Origin of the sequence: Mycobacterium sp. UNC410CL29Cvi84 (genome assembly GCF_000686745.1) — a bacterium.
GTDB classification, from domain to species: Bacteria; Actinomycetota; Actinomycetes; order Mycobacteriales; family Mycobacteriaceae; genus Mycobacterium; species Mycobacterium mucogenicum_B.
The window spans coordinates 44026-60817 of record NZ_JMLM01000017.1; the positions used below are offsets into that span (position 1 = coordinate 44026).

Annotated in this window: 14 protein-coding genes and 1 pseudogene; 11 read left to right on the forward strand and 4 right to left on the reverse strand. The window is 68.1% G+C overall.

Going from position 1 to position 16792, the window contains the following annotated elements; translation table 11 throughout:
• The first annotated feature begins 76 nt into the window (after positions 1-76).
• Positions 77-505 (forward strand): ester cyclase, encoded by a 429-nt coding sequence (locus BR47_RS0122230; protein WP_029120805.1) that lies wholly within the window; start codon positions 77-79, stop codon positions 503-505.
• Here the strand turns inward: BR47_RS0122230 and BR47_RS0122235 are convergent.
• On the reverse strand, positions 494-1375 hold the full coding sequence (locus tag BR47_RS0122235; RefSeq protein WP_029120806.1) for a helix-turn-helix transcriptional regulator: 882 nt from the start codon (positions 1373-1375) through the stop codon (positions 494-496). The two genes, BR47_RS0122230 and BR47_RS0122235, sit on opposite strands and share 12 nt — an antisense overlap.
• A gap of 156 nt (positions 1376-1531) precedes the next feature.
• On the opposite strand from BR47_RS0122235, the gene BR47_RS0122240 reads away from it, so the two are divergent.
• The 10 genes and pseudogenes from BR47_RS0122240 to BR47_RS0122285 all read left to right on the forward strand — a co-directional run bounded on the left by BR47_RS0122240 (position 1532) and on the right by BR47_RS0122285 (position 12832).
• Entirely contained in the window at positions 1532-2308 is a 777-nt protein-coding gene (locus BR47_RS0122240; RefSeq protein ID WP_029120807.1) for an SDR family oxidoreductase, read from the forward strand.
• Positions 2309-2326: 18 nt separating this feature from the next.
• Positions 2327-3058, forward strand: coding sequence for an SDR family oxidoreductase (locus BR47_RS0122245; RefSeq protein ID WP_029120808.1), 732 nt, complete (start codon positions 2327-2329; stop codon positions 3056-3058).
• 35 nt (positions 3059-3093) lie between these two features.
• Positions 3094-3408: a putative quinol monooxygenase gene (locus tag BR47_RS31160; RefSeq protein WP_036427661.1), complete on the forward strand. Its 315-nt coding sequence runs from the start codon at positions 3094-3096 to the stop codon at positions 3406-3408.
• A 68-nt stretch (positions 3409-3476) separates the two neighbouring features.
• Positions 3477-5726, forward strand: a pseudogene (locus BR47_RS31165) (molybdopterin-dependent oxidoreductase).
• Between the two features lie 414 nt (positions 5727-6140).
• Positions 6141-6881 carry a GntR family transcriptional regulator gene (locus tag BR47_RS0122260; protein WP_029120809.1) on the forward strand — a complete coding sequence of 247 codons (741 nt, stop codon included), beginning with the start codon at positions 6141-6143 and terminating at the stop codon, positions 6879-6881.
• Positions 6878-7108, forward strand: coding sequence for a 4Fe-4S dicluster domain-containing protein (locus BR47_RS0122265; RefSeq protein ID WP_020101661.1), 231 nt, complete (start codon positions 6878-6880; stop codon positions 7106-7108). The genes BR47_RS0122260 and BR47_RS0122265 overlap by 4 nt, the downstream gene beginning before the upstream one ends.
• Positions 7109-7117: 9 nt before the next feature.
• Positions 7118-8533 carry an ABC transporter substrate-binding protein gene (locus tag BR47_RS0122270; RefSeq protein ID WP_029120810.1) on the forward strand — a complete coding sequence of 472 codons (1416 nt, stop codon included), beginning with the start codon at positions 7118-7120 and terminating at the stop codon, positions 8531-8533.
• Positions 8530-9384: an ABC transporter permease gene (locus BR47_RS0122275; RefSeq protein WP_020101659.1), complete on the forward strand. Its 855-nt coding sequence runs from the start codon at positions 8530-8532 to the stop codon at positions 9382-9384. The genes BR47_RS0122270 and BR47_RS0122275 overlap by 4 nt, the downstream gene beginning before the upstream one ends.
• Positions 9381-10124 carry an ABC transporter ATP-binding protein gene (locus BR47_RS0122280; RefSeq protein ID WP_029120811.1) on the forward strand — a complete coding sequence of 248 codons (744 nt, stop codon included), beginning with the start codon at positions 9381-9383 and terminating at the stop codon, positions 10122-10124. The genes BR47_RS0122275 and BR47_RS0122280 overlap by 4 nt, the downstream gene beginning before the upstream one ends.
• A complete protein-coding gene (locus BR47_RS0122285; protein ID WP_029120812.1) occupies positions 10121-12832 on the forward strand; it encodes a fumarate reductase/succinate dehydrogenase flavoprotein subunit in 2712 nt (903 codons plus the stop codon). The genes BR47_RS0122280 and BR47_RS0122285 overlap by 4 nt, the downstream gene beginning before the upstream one ends.
• Here the strand turns inward: BR47_RS0122285 and BR47_RS0122290 are convergent.
• Genes BR47_RS0122290 through BR47_RS0122300 form a run of 3 tightly spaced genes read right to left on the reverse strand, consistent with a single transcriptional unit; the run spans position 12778 to position 16774 of the window.
• Positions 12778-14214 carry an amidase gene (locus tag BR47_RS0122290; RefSeq protein ID WP_029120813.1) on the reverse strand — a complete coding sequence of 479 codons (1437 nt, stop codon included), beginning with the start codon at positions 14212-14214 and terminating at the stop codon, positions 12778-12780. The genes BR47_RS0122285 and BR47_RS0122290 overlap by 55 nt on opposite strands.
• A gap of 8 nt (positions 14215-14222) precedes the next feature.
• The gene (locus tag BR47_RS0122295; protein ID WP_029120814.1) at positions 14223-15521 is read right to left on the reverse strand and encodes a D-arabinono-1,4-lactone oxidase; all 1299 of its coding nucleotides are present in this window, start codon (positions 15519-15521) and stop codon (positions 14223-14225) included.
• Complete coding sequence (locus BR47_RS0122300; RefSeq protein ID WP_029120815.1) at positions 15518-16774, reverse strand: alanine racemase; 1257 nt, start codon at positions 16772-16774, stop codon at positions 15518-15520. Before BR47_RS0122300 ends, BR47_RS0122295 begins: the two co-directional genes overlap by 4 nt.
• Between the last annotated feature and the right edge of the window lie 18 nt (positions 16775-16792).

Here is a 16792-nt window from a genome sequence, read left to right on the forward strand (position 1 = left end):
CACCCAGACCTTCTCACCACAGCAACACGCTAGCAGGACACTTCCCCGATGAGGTGCAACAGAAAGGCCACCAACCATGACCGATGTCGATACGTCCGAAGCCCTCAAGGCGATCGTCCGCCGCAACACCGAACAGGTCCAGGGCGGGGGCGATTTCGAGCTTTTCGAAGAGTTGTTCGCCGACGATTTCGTCGACCACACCCCGCAGCCGGGCACCTCGCCGGACAAAGCGGGAGTCTTGGTCCTCTACCAGCGGCTGCGCGGCGCGTTCAGCGACTTCCGTCCCGAAATCCATTGGCAGACAGTCGATGGCGACATCGTCACGACGTACAAGATTTACCATGGCACGCACGACGGCGACTTTCTCGGCCTCGCTCCCTCGGGCAAGCGCATCCAGTTCGAGACGGTCGATGCGATGCGGGTACGCGACGGCAAGATCACCGACCACTGGGGTGTGGCCAATCTCTACTCAGTGCTGCAGCAGCTGGGGAAGCTACCGGTCTGACGGCGCCGTCTGACCCTGATGTTCGGCGTCGTGCCAATTGGCCAGCAGCCGTAGCGCGGTTTCGTCAGCTGATCCAGGTTCGGTCGTGTAGACGATGAGAATCTGGTCAGGGTCCCCGGACGGGTTCAGCGCCTGATAGTTGACGGTGACGTCGCCGACGAGGGGATGGTGGTAGGCCTTGGATCCGGTGGTGCGGCGTTCGACGGCGTGGTTCGACCACCAGCGGCGGAACTCCTCGGACCGGATCGACAGATCACCGACCAAGGCCGCAAGCTTCTCGTCGTCGGGGTAGCGGCCGGCATCCAGGCGCAGCATCGCCACGGTGTCGGCGGCCACCTGATCCCAATCCGCATACAGCTCTCGGGCGTGTGGGTCGAAGAACACGAACCGAGCCTGGTTGCGAAGTGGCGCGGGAAGTTCCCGAAACTCGGTGATCAGCGCGCCGGCCAGCTTGTTGTGCGCCAGCACGTCCAGTCGCCGGCCGAGGACGAACGCCGGCGAGGACACCTCGTCGAAAACCTCCAGCAGTCGCAGGGTGGCCCGGTCCACCGACTGCGGTCGGGAACGGCGCTTCCGTTGCACGGGTTGAGGTTTGGCCAGCAGGTGCAGGTGCTGGCGCTCGGCATCGTTGAGCTGCAACGCGGTGGCCAACGCGTCCAGCACGTCGGCAGAGGCACTGCGGCTGCGGCCCTGCTCCAGCCGCGTGTAGTAGTCGACGCTGACGCCCGCCAGTCTGGCCAGTTCCTCCCGGCGTAAGCCTGGCACCCGCCGACGCGCCGCCGGTCCGTCCAGTCCCGCGTCCTGGGGGCTGAGCTGCGCGCGCCGCACACTGAGGAATTCCGCCAGCTCCGTCGGCTTCCGGTCACTCATACCCGACAGTCTGCCGCGCTGCGCCGACGATGTCGGAGCTTATGGTGGCCCAACTTGTCCCCCGATACGGTGGGCCAGCTTGCGCCCCCAAAACCGCTCCACGGAGCTGTTGTCTCGAACGTACACATCAACCCACGTTCGAAGGGACCGAAGCAGATGTCCACAGTAATCACCACGACCCCCTTGGCCGGCCGCGTCGCCGTCGTCACTGGCGCCTCCAGCGGCATCGGCGAAGCCACCGCATTCCGGCTCGCCGCATTGGGCGCCACCGTCGCCATCGCGGCCCGCCGCGTCGACAAGCTCGAGGCATTGGCCGCGCGCATCTCCGAAGCAGGAGGCGAGGTCCTTGCCCTGCCGCTGGATGTCACCGACCGGGAGGCGGTCAACGCGGCCGCCCAGCAGGTCGCCGAGAGGTTCGGCCCTGTCGATCTGGTCTTCAACAACGCTGGCGTGCAACTGATCTCAGCGATCGAAGACGTCCAGTTCGACGATTGGCAGCGGCAGATCGACCTCAACATCACCGGTGTCATGAACGTCATCGGGGCGTTCGTCCCGCAGCTCATCGACTCGGCCGAACAGGGTCGGCGCGCGGACCTCATCACGACGTCCTCGATCGCGGCGACCCGCGTGCTGGAGAAGTTCTCGGTGTACTCCGGGACCAAGGCCTACATCAGCCAGCTCACCCGACTGCTGCGCGTCGAGCTCGGCCGAAAGATGGTGCGCGTCGCGACCATCGAACCGGGGATGGTCGACACCGAACTGCCGCTGCACGTCACGGACCCGGACGCCACCCGGCTGATGGCCGACCTGATCAACGACATCGACGTGCTCACCGCCGCCGACGTGGCCGAGACCGTGGCTTTCATCGCCTCGGTGCCGCGGCACGTCAACCTCACCGAGATCACCATCCTGCCCACCCAGCAAGCCGTCTAGCCAGTAAGGAGAACGACCATGAGCAAGACTTCCAAGACCATCCTGATCACGGGAGCCAGCAGCGGAATCGGCGAAGCCGCCGCCCTGCGCCTGGCGGAGGATGGGCACAGGCTCTTCCTCGGCGCGCGGCGTACCGATCGGCTGGAGGCCCTGGTCGCGCGGATCACGGCCGCCGGCGGCACGGCCTCGTACCGGCGCCTGGATGTCACCGACCTCGCCGACATGAACCAGTTTGTCGCCGACGCCGTCGCGGCCTACGGCCGAGTGGACGTGATGCTCAACAACGCCGGTGTCATGCCGCTGTCCGCCCTCGCGGAAAACAAGGTGGACGAATGGAACCGGATGATCGACGTGAACATCCGCGGGGTGTTGCACGGCATCAGTGCAGCCCTTCCGGTGATGCGCGCCCAGGGGAGCGGGCACGTCGTCAACGTGGCGTCCATCGGCGCGCACTCGGTGGAGCCGACCGCAGCCGTCTACTCGGCCACCAAGTACGCGGTCTGGGCGATCTCGGAGGGCCTGCGAAAGGAATCCAGTGACGTCAGGGTCACCGTGATCTCCCCGGGTGTCACTGAATCCGAACTCGCCGAATCGATCTCGGACCCGGCTGCCCGCGACGCCATGCGCAACTATCGTGCCCTGGCGATCCCCGCATCTGCGGTCGCGGATGCCATCGCCTACGTCATCGGACAACCGCCCGAAGTCGACGTCAACGAGATCATCCTGCGGCCCGTTGCCAGTACCCACTGATCAACGTCAAACACCACCATCCGAGAGGACTTCTGATGTCACAGGTCACCAACATCGCCTTCATTCGCGCCGTCAACGGGCGATCCGACGAATTGGGCCGCCGGCTGCTGGATATGGTCCAGCCGTCGCGGGAGGAAGTCGGCTGCATCAACTATGACGTGCACCGTTCCGATATCGATCCTGATTTGTGGTGCGTGTACGAGAACTGGCGCTCCGCCGATGATCTCGATGCGCATTTCGAACTCCCGCACACTCAGGACTTCCTCGCAGCGTTGCCGACCCTGGTCGACGGGGAATTCGAATTGCATCGGCTCTCCATGACCTCAACCCCGGCAGCCCCGCGTACGTAGGAAGCGGGTGTCCCGAACACCGGGACCATTCGTGACCTACGTCTCAGTAACAGCGTTACAGTCGAATGATGGGAACCCAGCCGAGAGTTATCGCCGAAGTAGGCGAAGACGGTCTGCATCTGCACGCTTGCTGTCTCTGTGAAGCCATGTGCGGCTTGGAGATTCAGGTGCAGGACGGCCGGGTTTCCAGCATTCGACCGAATAAGGCCGACGAGTGGAGCGCGGGACACATCTGCCCGAAAGGCGCCTCCCTGGGCGGGCTGCACGAGGACCCCGACCGAATTCGCCGGCCGATGATCAAGGTCGACGGGCAGTGGCACGAGGTCGACTGGGACACCGCGTTCCGCCGCTGCACCGAGCTGCTGGCACCCGTCATCGCGAAGCACGGCATCGGCGCCGTCGCCGCGTACACCGGAAACCCACTGGCGCATTCGTTTTCGCTGTCGCGGTACGCGGCGATCCTGCTCGGCCTGTCCGGCATGCCCATCACGTACTCGCCGGGCACCATCGATCAGTAGCCGAAGAACCTGTCGTCGCACCTCATGTACGGCAGCTGGTGGGCCTTCCCGACACCGGACCTGCAGCGCACCGACCTGCTGGTGGTGATGGGGGCCAACCCCGCGGCGTCGCAGGGCTCGCTGCTGGCCGCCCCCGACATCATGGGCATCATCGGCGGAATCCGTAAGCGTGGCAAGGTCATCGTGATCGACCCGGTGCGCACCCAGACCGCCGCCAAGGCCGACGAGTGGCTGCCCATCACACCGGGCACCGACGCGGCGCTGCTGCTGGGCGTCATCCACGCGGTGTTCGACGAAGGTCTGGTGAACCTCGGCCAGCTGGAGCAGCACCTCGACGGGATAGCCGAGCTGTGCCGGGCCGTCGCCGACTGGTCGCCCGAAAGGGTCAGCGCCGCAACAGGAATCGATGCGGAGCGCATCAGGGAACTGGCCCGCGAACTGGCCGGCACGCCCCGCGCCGTCGTGTACGGCCGCATCGGCACCTGCAACCAGGAATTCGGCAGCCTCGCGAGCTGGCTGATCGACGTCGTCAACATCGTCACCGGCCACTTCGACGTTCCCGGCGGCGCGATGTTCGCCACCCCGACCGCCTGGACCGTCACCAGCCAGACCATTCCGGGGCTGGAGGACGGAGCGCCCAACTTCGGCCGCTACCAGACCCGGGTCCGCGGCGCCAAGGAAGTGCTGGGCCAGGTCCCGGTCTCCTGCATGCTCGAAGAGATCACCACCCCGGGCGAGGGTCAGCTCAAGGCCCTCATCACCGTCGCGGGGAACCCCGTGCTGTCGACGCCGGGCGGCGACAAACTCGACGAGGCGCTGCCGCAGCTGGACGCGATGATCTCGGTGGACCTGTGGCTCAACGAGACGACCCGGCACGCCGACGTCATCCTGCCCGGCCCCTCGGCCCTCGAACAGGCGCACTCCGCGGACCTGCTGCTCGGCGCGGCGATCAACAGCTTCGCCCGGTACTCGCCACCGGTGTTCCACCGCGAGGACCCCGACGCGCCGGAGGAGTGGGAGATCCTGATCCGGCTCACCGGACTGTGCACCGGCACCCCGGCCGAGGACGTCGACGTCGCCGCGCTCGACGACGGCTGGTTCGACTACCTGTGCTTCACGCAGGGTCTCGACGGCGCCGAGATCCGCAAGAAGTACGACCACGGTGGCCCCGAGCGCATGCTCGATCTGATGCTGCGGACCGCCGCGTTCGGCGACCGATACGGCGAGAATCCCGACGGGCTGACGCTCGAGAAACTCAAGGCCCATCCGGACGGCATCAACTACGGGCCCATGGTGCCGCGCGTACCCGAGGTGCTGGGCACCGCCGACAAGAAGATCCGCGTGGCGCCGCAGTACCTGCTCGACGACCTGCCCCGGCTCGCCGCACGGCTGGAGCGTCCGGCCGACGAACTCGTGCTGGTCAGCCGGCGGCATCTGCGGTCCAACAACTCCTGGCTGCACAACGTCGGCGCGCTGATGAAGGGCCGCGACCGCTGCACGCTGCTGATGCACAGCCGCGACGCCGCCGCGCGCGGCATCGTGGACGGCGACAACGCCGAAGTCGCCTCGGGCGCAGGGAAGATCGTCGTCCCCGTCGAGGTGACCGACGCGATCAAGCCGGGTGTGGTGTCCATGCCGCACGGCTGGGGGCACGGACAGCCCGGCACCCGGCTGGGGATCGCCAACGCGGCGCCCGGGGTGAACACCAACATCCTGTCGCTGCCGGACTTCCTCGACGAGCCGTCCGGCAACGGCGCGCTCAACGGGATTCCGGTGACGGTGAGCGCGGCGGGGAGCTAGTCGCGGTTTCTCTCGAATTCACGCGGGAGCAATGCAGACGACGAAGTGCATGAGTTCAATCGCAACCGTGATCTACCCCTGGTGATTGAACTCAGGGACCGCTTGAGTCTGAGGCCCGAAAAAGTACCTGTCTTCAATCAGAGTGGCTGCCTGTGCTTCGTGATTGAAGCTACGTAATTCTCCGACCGCCACCGGTATCCGCCACGCTCGGCGTAGCGCCGCGCAGAGTCGGGCCCGCCCCTTTTGGATTCATCGAGATTCGAACTATCGGGCGTTTTCGAGGTGGCGCAATAGCCGCTGAAACCGTGGTTTGCGCAGGTCACCGGCATATCGGGGCGGCGCAATGCGGGTACCTTCGAACCACCTGATTTGCGGGGGCAGACCGGAACCGCGCAGGTCCCTACGGTCAACCGCATGCCCGAGTCCTCCCCGACGCCGCTGCGGCGGCGCGCCGACCGCGCCCGCCAGGTGGCCGATGTGCTGCGCCATCAGGTGCGCGACGGGGTCTACGCGGCGGGACTGCCCGGTGAGGCCGAGCTGGTCGCCGAGTTCTCGGTATCGCGCAACACCGTGCGCGAGGCGCTGGCGATCCTCAAGGCCGAGGGGCTGATCGACCGGGGACCACGCGTCGGCACCCACGTGGCGCAGCGCAAATACGATCACGGACTGCACGCGCTGGTCGGGCTGAAGGAGACGTTCAAGGACTTCGGCGAGGTCCGTAACGAGGTCCGCGCTGCCACGCACCTGCCCGCCCCGGCGGCCGTCGCCCGCCGGCTGCAGCTGACTCCCGGTGAGCCCGTCGTGTTCATCGAACGGCTGCGCTACCTGGGTGACCTGCCGCTGAGTCTGGATCTGACGTACCTGGTGCCCGACATCGGCGCCGCGGTCCTCGAGCACTCGCTGGAGACCAACGACGTGTTCGCGTTGATCGAGCAGGTCACCGAACAGCGGCTGGGCTCGGCGGACATTGCGCTGGAGGCGGTTTCGGCTGACCCGCACACCGCGGCCACGCTGGACATCCCGGCGGGCGGCGCGATCCTGATGCTCGAACGGCTCACGACTCTCGACGACGGGCGTCCCGTCGACCTCGAATACATCCGACTGCGTGGTGACCGAATCACCATGCGCGGCAACCTGTTACGGAGTGAATCATGACGCTGGTCAACAACCAACGAGTCGATGTCCCGGTCACGATCGACGAGTCGCTGTGTATCGAGGGCTGCACCCTGTGCGTCGACGTCTGTCCGCTCGACTCGCTGGCCATCAACCCCGACAACGGCAAGGCGTACATGCACGTCGATGAGTGCTGGTACTGCGGTCCGTGTGCTGCGCGCTGCCCAACCGGCGCCGTCTCCGTCAACATGCCCTACCTCATCCGCTAAGGACCCCCCATGAAACGCTTAACCGCCCTGGCCGCCACCGTCGTCCTCGCCGCCACCGGCTGCTCGGTCGATTCGGCCGGAAAGGACGACAACGCCGTCAACGTCGTGATCGGCTACCAGTCCAAGACCATCAACACCGTCACCGCGGGAACGTTGTTGCGCGCCCAGGGATACCTGGAACATCGCCTCGACGAGATCGGCGCCAAGACCGGCAAGAAGTACCACGTCGAATGGCAGGACTACGACACCGGTGCGCCGATCACCGCACAGATGGTCGCCGAGAAGATCGACATCGGCTCGATGGGTGACTATCCGCTGCTGATCAACGGATCGAAGACCCAGAGCAACGAACGCGCCAAGACCGAACTGGTGGCGGCCACCGGGTCGAGCCCGACCGGAGCTCTGAACATGGTTGTGGTGTCGCCGGATTCACCGATCCAGTCGCTCAAGGAGCTGGCCGGGCAGAAGGTCTCCGCCAGTGTCGGTTCGGCCGGTCACGGCACCCTGGTCCGGGCGCTGTCGAAGAACGGCATCGATCCGAAGACCGGCGTCGAGGTGCTCAATCAGCAGCCGCAGATCGGCGCGTCGGCGCTGGAATCCGGTCAGGTGAAGGCGCTTTCGCAGTTCGTCGCGTGGCCGGGGCTCCTCGTCTTCCAGAACAAGGCCCGGCTGCTGTACGACGGAGCCGAGCTGAACTACCCGACCTGGCACGGCGTCGTCGTGCGACGGGCGTACGCCGCAGCACATCCCGAGGTGCTCGACGCGTTCCTGCAGGCACAGCTCGACGCCACCGATTTCCTCAACACCAAGCCACTGGAGGCGGCGAAGATCGTCGCGCAGGGCAGCGGACTGCCGCAGGAGGTCGTGTACCTGTACAACGGCCCCGGCGGCACCCGGTTCGACGCCACGCTGAAGCCGTCGCTCGTGGACGCGCTGAAAGGTGATGTGCCGTACCTGAAGTCGATCGGTGACTTCGCGGACCTGGACGTCGCCAAGTTCGTCGAGGACGGTCCGCTGCGCAAGGCGCTGTCGGAGCGCGGCCGCGACTACAACGCCGAGGTCGCCCGCACCGCGAATCCGTCGCTGGTGCACGGTACCGACCCGGTGTGCAACGTCCCCGTCGACAACCCCGCGCTGGCCGGTGAGCTGTGGCTGGACGGTTCCGACACCACGCAGCCGGCGGCCAACCCGACGTGCCTGCTGAAGGCGATCCGCGCCGCGGAGGCCAAGGGCACCAAGGTCCGGGCCGCCTACGTGCCCGATGCCGAGCTCGGAACCCGTTGGCTGGCAGACAAATCCGTGTGGGTGCAGCAAGGTACCGACTTCGTGCCCTTCGACACCGACGCCGGCGCCCGCCGCTACCAGGCCGCCCATCCCGGTGCGTCGGTGGTGACCTACCAGCAGGCTCTGGTGGGTGTGGCATGACAGCGATCGCCGCGGTGTCGGCGGCGCCGGCGTTGCCGGTCGAGGCTGACCTGCCGCGGCAGCGCGGATCCGCGAAGTGGCGCAGTTACCTCGTCAAGACGCTGTCGGTCATTGCGGCCGTGGGTATCTGGCAGTTGCTCACTGCCAACCACGTCCGGTTCTGGCTGCGGTTCGACAACCTGCCGACGGTGACGCAGATCGCCGCGAAGTTCGTCGAGCGCCTCGGCGCCACGCAGTACTGGCTGGACCTGACGCAGTCGGTGATCCGGATCGTCAGCGGCTTCGGCCTGGCGGCGGTGATCGGTGCCGCCGTCGGTATCGCGCTGGGCCGGTCGCGGCTGTTCGCCGACATCGTGGGGCCGCTGACCGAGCTGGCGCGCCCGATCCCGGCCATCGCACTGGTGCCGGTCGCCATCCTGCTGTTCCCGACCGACGAAGCCGGCATCGTGTTCATCACGTTCCTGGCGGCGTTCTTCCCGATCATGGTCAGCACCCGGCACGCCGTGCGGGCCCTGCCGACGCTGTGGGAGGACTCGGTGCGGACGCTCGGCGGCAGTCGCTGGGATGTGTTGCGGCAGGTCGTGTTTCCGGGTGTCCTGCCAGGACTGTTCGGCGGCCTGTCGGTCGGCATGGGTGTGGCGTGGATCTGTGTGGTGTCCGCGGAGATGATCTCCGGGCGGCTCGGCGTCGGCTACCGCACCTGGCAGGCCTACACGGTGCTGGACTACCCGGCCGTCTTCGTCGGCATCATCACCATCGGCGCGCTGGGCTTCGGCACGTCGGCCGCGGTGGAACTGATCGGCCGGCGCCTGACGCGCTGGCTGCCGCGTGGTGAGGAGAACGCACGATGACCGCTGTACTCACCTCCGGCCTGCGTCTGGAACTCGACCGAATCCGGCTGTCCTACACCGGAGAGCCGGTGGTGGACGGGCTGAGCCTGACCGTCCAGCCGGGGGAGATCCTGGTGTTGACCGGCCCGTCGGGCTGCGGCAAGTCGACGGTGCTGCGGGCGCTGGCCGGACTGTTGAAGCCCGACGCCGGGCGGGTGCTCGCGGACGGCGAGCTGGTGACCACCACGTCGCGGGACCGCGGCATGGTGTTCCAGGACAGCGCGTTGTTGCCGTGGCGCACCGTGCGATCCAACATCGAGCTGGCGCTGCAGCTGCGCGGCGTGCCGCGCGCCGGGCGCCGCGAACGTGCCGAGCGCTGGATCGACGAGGTCGGGCTCACCGGGTTCGCCGACTTCCTGCCGAAGAGCCTGTCCGGTGGTATGCGCCAACGGGTCCAGCTGGCGCGCGGATTGGCCGGTGCGCCGCGGGCCGTCCTGATGGACGAGCCTTTCGGCGCCCTGGACGCCAAGACCCGACATGCCATGCAGGGGTTGCTGATCGACACCTGGCAGGCCCATCCGACCACCATCGTGTTCGTCACGCACGACGTCGACGAAGCCCTCGCCCTGGGCGACCGGGTGGCGGTCCTCGGGCGCGCCGGCCAGCCGCTGCGCGCGCTGCTGGACGTCCCCAGTCCCCGCGACGCCGAAATCTCCCGCACCGAACTGCGGGCCGAAATCCTTGGAGCACTACACCAATGAGCACGCTGGAGATTCCAGACCTCGCCAATCCCGTCCGCCTCGACTGTGACGTCCTGGTGATCGGTGGCGGCACCGCCGGCACGATGGCGGCCCTGACCGCCGCCGAGAACGGCGCGCAGGTCCTGCTGTTGGAGAAGGCGCACGTCCGCCACTCCGGCGCGCTGGCAATGGGCATGGACGGCGTCAACAACGCCGTCGTCCCGGGCAAGGCCACCCCGGAGGACTACGTCGCCGAGATCACCCGGGCCAACGACGGAATTGTCAACCAGCGCACCATCTATCAGACCGCGACCCGCGGCTTCGCCATGGTGCAGCGCCTCGAGCGCTACGGCGTGAAGTTCGAGAAGGACGAGCATGGTGAATACGCGGTGCGTCGCGTGCACCGCTCCGGATCGTACGTGCTGCCGATGCCCGAGGGCAAGGACGTCAAGAAGGCGCTGTACCGCGTGATGCGGCAGAAGTCCATCCGCGAGAAGCTGCGCATCGAGAACCGGCTGATGCCGGTACGCGTCCTGACCGAGAACGGGCGCGCCGTGGGTGCGGCCGCTTTCAACACGCGCACCGGCGAATTCGTCACGGTGGGCGCCAAGGCCGTCATCCTGGCGACCGGGGCCAGTGGCCGCCTCGGCCTGCCGGCCTCGGGGTACCTCTACGGCACCTACGAGAACCCGTGCAACGCCGGCGACGGCTATTCGATGGCGTACCACGCGGGTGCCGAGCTCTCGGGCATCGAGTGTTTCCAAGTGAACCCGTTGATCAAGGACTACAACGGCCCGGCCTGCGCCTACGTCGCCAATCCTTTTGGCGGATACCAGGTGAACGCGCTGGGGGAGCGGTTCGTCGACTCCGACTATTGGTCGGGCCAGATGATGGCCGAGGTCAAGAGCGAGATCGAATCGGCCCGCGGCCCGATCTACCTGAAGGTCACCCACCTGCCGGACGAGACCATCACCGTGATGGAGAACATCCTGCACACCACCGAGCGGCCGACGCGCGGTACCTTCCACGCCAACCGCGGCCACGACTACCGCACCCACGACATCGAGATGCACATCTCCGAGATCGGTTTGTGCAGTGGGCATTCGGCGTCCGGCGTCTGGGTCGACGAGCACGCCCGCACCACCGTGCCCGGGCTGTACGCCGCCGGTGACATGGCGTGCGTCCCGCACAACTACATGATCGGAGCCTTCGTCTACGGCGACCTGGCCGGCGAACACGCCGCGTCCACCCTCGCCGATGTCGAAGCGCCCGTGGACCTTCCGCAGGACCAGCTGGCCGAGGCGCACGAGTTGATCTACCGCCCGCTGCGGCATCCGGACGGGCCGCCGCAGCCGCAGGTCGAATACAAGCTGCGCCGCTTCGTGAATGACTATGTGGCCCCGCCCAAGACGGCCACCAAGCTGTCGATTGCGGTCCGCACGTTCGAGCGGATGGCGGAGGAGATCGAGCAGATGGGTGCCCGCACCCCGCACGAGCTGATGCGCACGGTCGAGGTGTCGTTCATCCGGGACTGCGCCGAGATGGCGGCCCGGTCCTCGCTCACCCGAACCGAATCACGCTGGGGCCTGTACCACGATCGTGCCGACATGCCCGAGCGCGACGACGAACAGTGGCGTTATCACCTGAACCTGCGCAAGGGTGACGACGGTGAGATGGAGTTCCTGAAGCGGCCGGTGGCACCGTATTTCGTGCCGGTGCCCGACCTGGATCACCTGCCGTCGGACCACGCCGTGCAGCATGTGCACCAGCCGGACCTGGTCGGCGGCAAGGCGCCGGCAACCGCCGGCTCGCGGCTGCGCCCGGCCGAACCGGCGACGCCGCCGTCCCCGCGTATCGCTGCCGTGGTGGCTCTCGAAGAGCCCGTGCTCTCCGACCTGACCGAGTACCTGCAGGACGCCGACGCCGGAGTCCGGCGCGCTGCTGTCGCCGTGCTGGTGGAGAACCTGCCGGACGGCTACCAGCCGGACCTGGTCGCCGCACTCGGTGACGCCGACGGCGCGGTGCGTGCCGAAAGCGCCGACGCCTTGCGGGAACTCGTCGAGGTGTTGCCCGATCCGGCGGCGGTTGCGCCGTACCTGACCTCCGCCGACCCGGTGGTGCGGGCCGTGACGCTGTACGTCCTGAGCTCGCGCCGGGTCGGTGCGGCCCCCGATTACCGTGCCGCCGTGACGGATTCCGATCACCGCGTGCGGATCGAGGCCGTGCGCGCCCTGGTTTCCGTCGATGACGTAGGCGGCGTGGCCGCGGCGGCGGCCGACGACAACCGCGAGGTGCGGATCGCCGCCGGCAACGGCCTGGCCACGCTCCGGTCGGGCGCCGACACCGTACGTCAGCTGGTGGCCGACCGTGACCCGCTGGTGCGGGCGGCGGCGCTCGCCGCGCTGGCTGCCGTCGGCTGCGCCGAGCAGGACGTGCCGGAAGTGCAACGCGCCCTTCGGGAATCAGCGTGGCAGATTCGTCAGGGTGCGGTGCGGGCCCTGTCGGGCGCGGCGCCGGAGATTGCCGTCGAACCACTGTCGCAGGCGCTGCACGACCCGCACCTGGATGTGCGCAAGGCCGCGGTGCTGAGCCTGACCCGGTGGGCCGAATCAGAGGAGGCCGCGCGGACCGCGCTCGGTATCGCGCTGGAAGACGGCGACGCCGACGTGCGGGCCTATGCGCGGCACGCGCTCGGTGATGCAGGGCGGCGCGCGCTCGCTACTTCCTGAATCCGGGCGAACGGAAGCTCGGCCTCCAGGAGGAACGCCAGTTCGAGCAGCGTGCGCTCGTCACCGTAGGCGCCGGACAGCTGAACGCCGACCGGTAGGCCGTCGGGGGATTGGTGCAGCGGCAGCGAGATCGCCGGGGTGCCCGCGATGTTGTTGAGCGGCGTGTAGGCGACGTACCGGCGCAGGCGGTCGATGAGTTCGGGGAAGTCGACCGTCGGTGCGATGTAGCCGAGCCTGGGCGTCGTGTGCGAAAGCACCGGCGACAGCACGACTTCGTGCCGGGCGAACATCTGCGCGTACTGGTCGGCGACACGGCGCAGGCGCAACAACGCACCTGGGGTGCGGTGCAGGTTCCGGCGATGGTGCGCACGCAGCCCCAGGCTGAGGCCGTCGGCCTTGGCGGCATCGAACGACCGGTCGAGGATCAACCGGCCGGTGCCGACCGCGAGATCGGCCAGCAGCGCCCAGTATTGGACGAAGTCGTCGGCGAACTGGGCGGTGACCGGCAGCGCGATCGGCTCGACGACGTGACCCGCCGCCTCCAGCACCGCCGCGGTGTTTTCGACGGCCGCGCGGGTGGCGTCGTCGACCGGCTCGCCGGTGACGCTGTCGAACAGCACGCCGACGCGGAGGGTCCGTTGTGCCGGGCCGCTCACCCGGCCGATGGGTGCGAGTTTCGGGTTGCGCCAGTGGTTCTCGCACGCGGCGACGAACGCGGCGGTGTCGCGGACGCTGCGGGTCAGGACGCCTTCGGAGATCATGTTGATCGGCAGATGACCGGCCTGCTCACCGTCGCGGTGCCGGCCGCGGCTCGGCTTGAGCCCGACCAGGCCCGCGCAGGCGGCGGGGATGCGGATGGAGCCGCCGCCGTCGTTGGCGTGCGCGATGGGCACGACGCCCGCGGCGACCACGGCCGCCGAACCGCCCGACGAGGCGCCGACGGAGTATTCGGTGTTCCAGGGGTTCCGGACCGGCGGCTCGGTCATGTACTCCGTGGTGGCGTTGAAACCGAATTCAGGCATCCGGGTCTTGCCCAGCAGCGTCAGGCCCGTGCTGAGCAACTGTGTCGCGTACGCGCCGTCCCGCTTCGCGGGCCGGGCCGCGAACGCCTCCGAGCCGTGCGTGGTCGGCAGGCCGGCGACGTCGGTGTTGTCCTTGATGAAGGTTGGTACGCCGAAGAATTCGGCATCCGGATCGATGCCGTGCCGGGGCGGCAGGTCGCACGCCACCGCCCGGAGTTCGGGGTCGACGAGTTGTGCACGGGCGGTGGCGGCGGCGGCCAGTTCGTCCGGGCTGACCTGCCGGTCGCGTACCAACCGGGCCAGGCCGACGGCGTCGTGGTCACCGAGCGCGTCATCGCCGAAGGCGTGAATCGTGGTCATGCGTGCCCTCATTCTCCGAGTACTTGGTGTAGGTAGTCGTTGGCGAACGTTCTTCTGGGGTCGAGCTTTTCGCGGACCGCGAGGAAGTCGTCGAACCGCGGGTAGGTGTCGCGCAGGTCCGCCGCGGTGCGGCCATGCATCTTGCCCCAGTGCGGACGCCCGTCGTAGCGGCGCATGATCTGCTCGACCGCGCGGAAGTACTCCGTCGGATCGTCGCGTACATAGCGGTGTACCGCGATGTACGCGCTGCGGCGGCCGTACGCGGTGGACAGCCAGTTCTCGTCCTCGGCGGCGGCGCGGACCTCGATGGGAAAGCCGATGCGCCAATCGCGTTCGGCGATCAGGCTGCGCACCTCGTCGAATGCCGCGCCCATCGACTCGTAGGGCACGGCGTACTCCATCTCGCGGAACCGCACCCGCCGCGGCGAGGTGAAGACGCGATCGGAGCGTTGCGTGTGCTCCCGGTCGGACAGGAACCGGGTGACGGTGCGGTTCAGCGTGGGGACGGTGGACGGCAGCGCGCTGCCGACGGCGCAGATCGCCCCCAGCACACCGTTCTCGATCAGTTCCTCCTCGACCCACTGCGACACCCGGTTGGTGGACTCCAGCGGGGTGTAGGCGGGCAGCCGGATATTGGCCTTCGTGAACGCGGTATCGGTGTGCGGGAACCAGAAGAACTCGAAATGGTCTGTGTGCGTACAGCGTTCATCGAATGTTGCGACCACATCGTCGACCGGTTCTACGCGTTCGATGGCATGGATCGCGAAACCGGACACGCACTGCAGCGTCACCTCGACGATGATGCCCAGCGCGCCCAGCCCGACGCGCGCCGCCGGCAGCAACTCGCTGCTCTGCTCCTCGTCGATCCGGACGAGCTCGCCGGTGCCCGAGACGAGGGTCAGACCGACCACCTGGGTCGCCAGGCCGCCGAAGGCCAGGCCGGTGCCGTGGGTGCCGGTGGAGATCGCGCCCGAGATGGTCTGGCGGTCGATGTCGCCCATGTTCTCGAGCGCGAGTCCGTGGCGCGCAAGTAGTTGCGTCAGCTGCCACAGCGGAGTTCCGCCGCCGACGGTGACCTGCTTGCGCTCCCGGTCGACGCTGATCACGCCGGCCAGGGCGCCCAGGTCCAGCTGGATGTCGGGTGCGACGGCGATGCCGGTGAAGCTGTGTCCGGACCCGACGACCTTGATCAGCCGCCCGGTCGCCGTCGCCCGGACGACGGCGTCACACACTGCCTCAATCGTGTTGGGCCGCAGTACTTCCGTCGGGTTGGCGGTCTCGCAGCGTCCCCAGTTGGTCCACGTCACAGGAACGTCTTCCCTTCGCCTCGGTAGGTGAGTGCTGTGCCGACGGTCCTGCCGGCATCGACCATGGCGAACGCATCGACGTGCTCGCTGAGCTCACCGGCCTTGCAGTGCCGGAACCACACGCGGTCACCGACTTTCAGTGCGGCAGCGGCTTTTCCGGTCACGGGTGTCTGCACTTCGCCGGCCATCTCGGCGGACAGCAGACTCAGCCCCGGCGGCCAGACCGGCAGCGGCACCCGGTCCCGGGCCGGTGGCCCGGAGGCGATCCAGCCGCCGCCCAGCACCGTCGCGATCTGCGGCGTGGGTTTGCGCACGACCGACAGCGCGAACGCCGCGGCCGGGGCCGGGGTGAAGCCCTGGTAGGTGTCGAACAGGTGCGGGCCGAAAAGTCCACTGCCCGCCGCGATCTCGGTGACCGCCGGATCCGACGCGGTGAATTCCATGGACCCGGTGCCGCCGCCGTTGACGAATTCGAGCTCGGCCACCTGCCGGACTGCGGCCACCGCGAGACCGCGGCGCTCGAGCAGTTCGTCCTTGGAGCGCCGCTGCATCCACCGGACCAGCTGTGACCGCGCGGCCTGGCCGCGGACATCGTCACCCACACCCGCGATCTGGGCCTCGTAGGACATCAGACCTACCAGAGTGAAGCCCGGACGGCCGGCGATGGCGGCGGCCAGGGTGCGGGCCTGCGCCGCGGTGTGGACGGGGGAGCGGCGCACCCCGAGGTGGCCGAGTACCGGCGCCTGCCATGAGGCGTCGAGGTCCAGGCAGACGCGCAGTACTGGGCGCGTCGACGGCGCGGCGACGCTGTCCACCAGGTCGAGCTGGGCGAGGGAGTCGACCATGAGCGTCACGCGCGTCGCCAGCTCGGGCGACGACGCCAACCGGGCGATCGCGGCGCGGTCGGCGGTCGGGTAGCCGACGACGACGTCGTCGTGCGCTGGGTGCTCGGCGTCGCCTGCGGCCAGCCAGAGGGCTTCGGGCAACGTGAACGCCAGTACCCCCGCGTAGCCGTCGAGGGCCGTGACGGCGTCCAGGATGGTCCGCGACCGCACCGATTTGGACGCCACCCGGATCGGAGTCCCTGCCGCGCGGCGGCGCAGATCGTGCGCGTTGTGGTGCAGCGCAGCGAGATCGACGGCGGCGAGTGGCGTCTCCAGGTGCGCGGTGGCGGCGGTCAATGCCGGCCAGTAGATCTCCGGACGTGCCCACGACCCCTCGACGGAAGGCGGCTTCGACAGATCGACCGGCATTGACCACACCATGGATCG

What these genes read in the sequence shown, in the direction of transcription:
- BR47_RS0122230 (WP_029120805.1), top strand. Translation starts at nt 77, where the DNA reads ATGACCGATGTCGATACGTCCGAAGCCCTCAAGGCGATCGTCCGCCGC.
- BR47_RS0122235 (WP_029120806.1), bottom strand. Translation starts at nt 1,375, where the DNA reads ATGAGTGACCGGAAGCCGACGGAGCTGGCGGAATTCCTCAGTGTGCGG.
- BR47_RS0122240 (WP_029120807.1), top strand. Translation starts at nt 1,532, where the DNA reads ATGTCCACAGTAATCACCACGACCCCCTTGGCCGGCCGCGTCGCCGTC.
- BR47_RS0122245 (WP_029120808.1), top strand. Translation starts at nt 2,327, where the DNA reads ATGAGCAAGACTTCCAAGACCATCCTGATCACGGGAGCCAGCAGCGGA.
- BR47_RS31160 (WP_036427661.1), top strand. Translation starts at nt 3,094, where the DNA reads ATGTCACAGGTCACCAACATCGCCTTCATTCGCGCCGTCAACGGGCGA.
- BR47_RS0122260 (WP_029120809.1), top strand. Translation starts at nt 6,141, where the DNA reads ATGCCCGAGTCCTCCCCGACGCCGCTGCGGCGGCGCGCCGACCGCGCC.
- BR47_RS0122265 (WP_020101661.1), top strand. Translation starts at nt 6,878, where the DNA reads ATGACGCTGGTCAACAACCAACGAGTCGATGTCCCGGTCACGATCGAC.
- BR47_RS0122270 (WP_029120810.1), top strand. Translation starts at nt 7,118, where the DNA reads ATGAAACGCTTAACCGCCCTGGCCGCCACCGTCGTCCTCGCCGCCACC.
- BR47_RS0122275 (WP_020101659.1), top strand. Translation starts at nt 8,530, where the DNA reads ATGACAGCGATCGCCGCGGTGTCGGCGGCGCCGGCGTTGCCGGTCGAG.
- BR47_RS0122280 (WP_029120811.1), top strand. Translation starts at nt 9,381, where the DNA reads ATGACCGCTGTACTCACCTCCGGCCTGCGTCTGGAACTCGACCGAATC.
- BR47_RS0122285 (WP_029120812.1), top strand. Translation starts at nt 10,121, where the DNA reads ATGAGCACGCTGGAGATTCCAGACCTCGCCAATCCCGTCCGCCTCGAC.
- BR47_RS0122290 (WP_029120813.1), bottom strand. Translation starts at nt 14,214, where the DNA reads ATGACCACGATTCACGCCTTCGGCGATGACGCGCTCGGTGACCACGAC.
- BR47_RS0122300 (WP_029120815.1), bottom strand. Translation starts at nt 16,774, where the DNA reads ATGCCGGTCGATCTGTCGAAGCCGCCTTCCGTCGAGGGGTCGTGGGCA.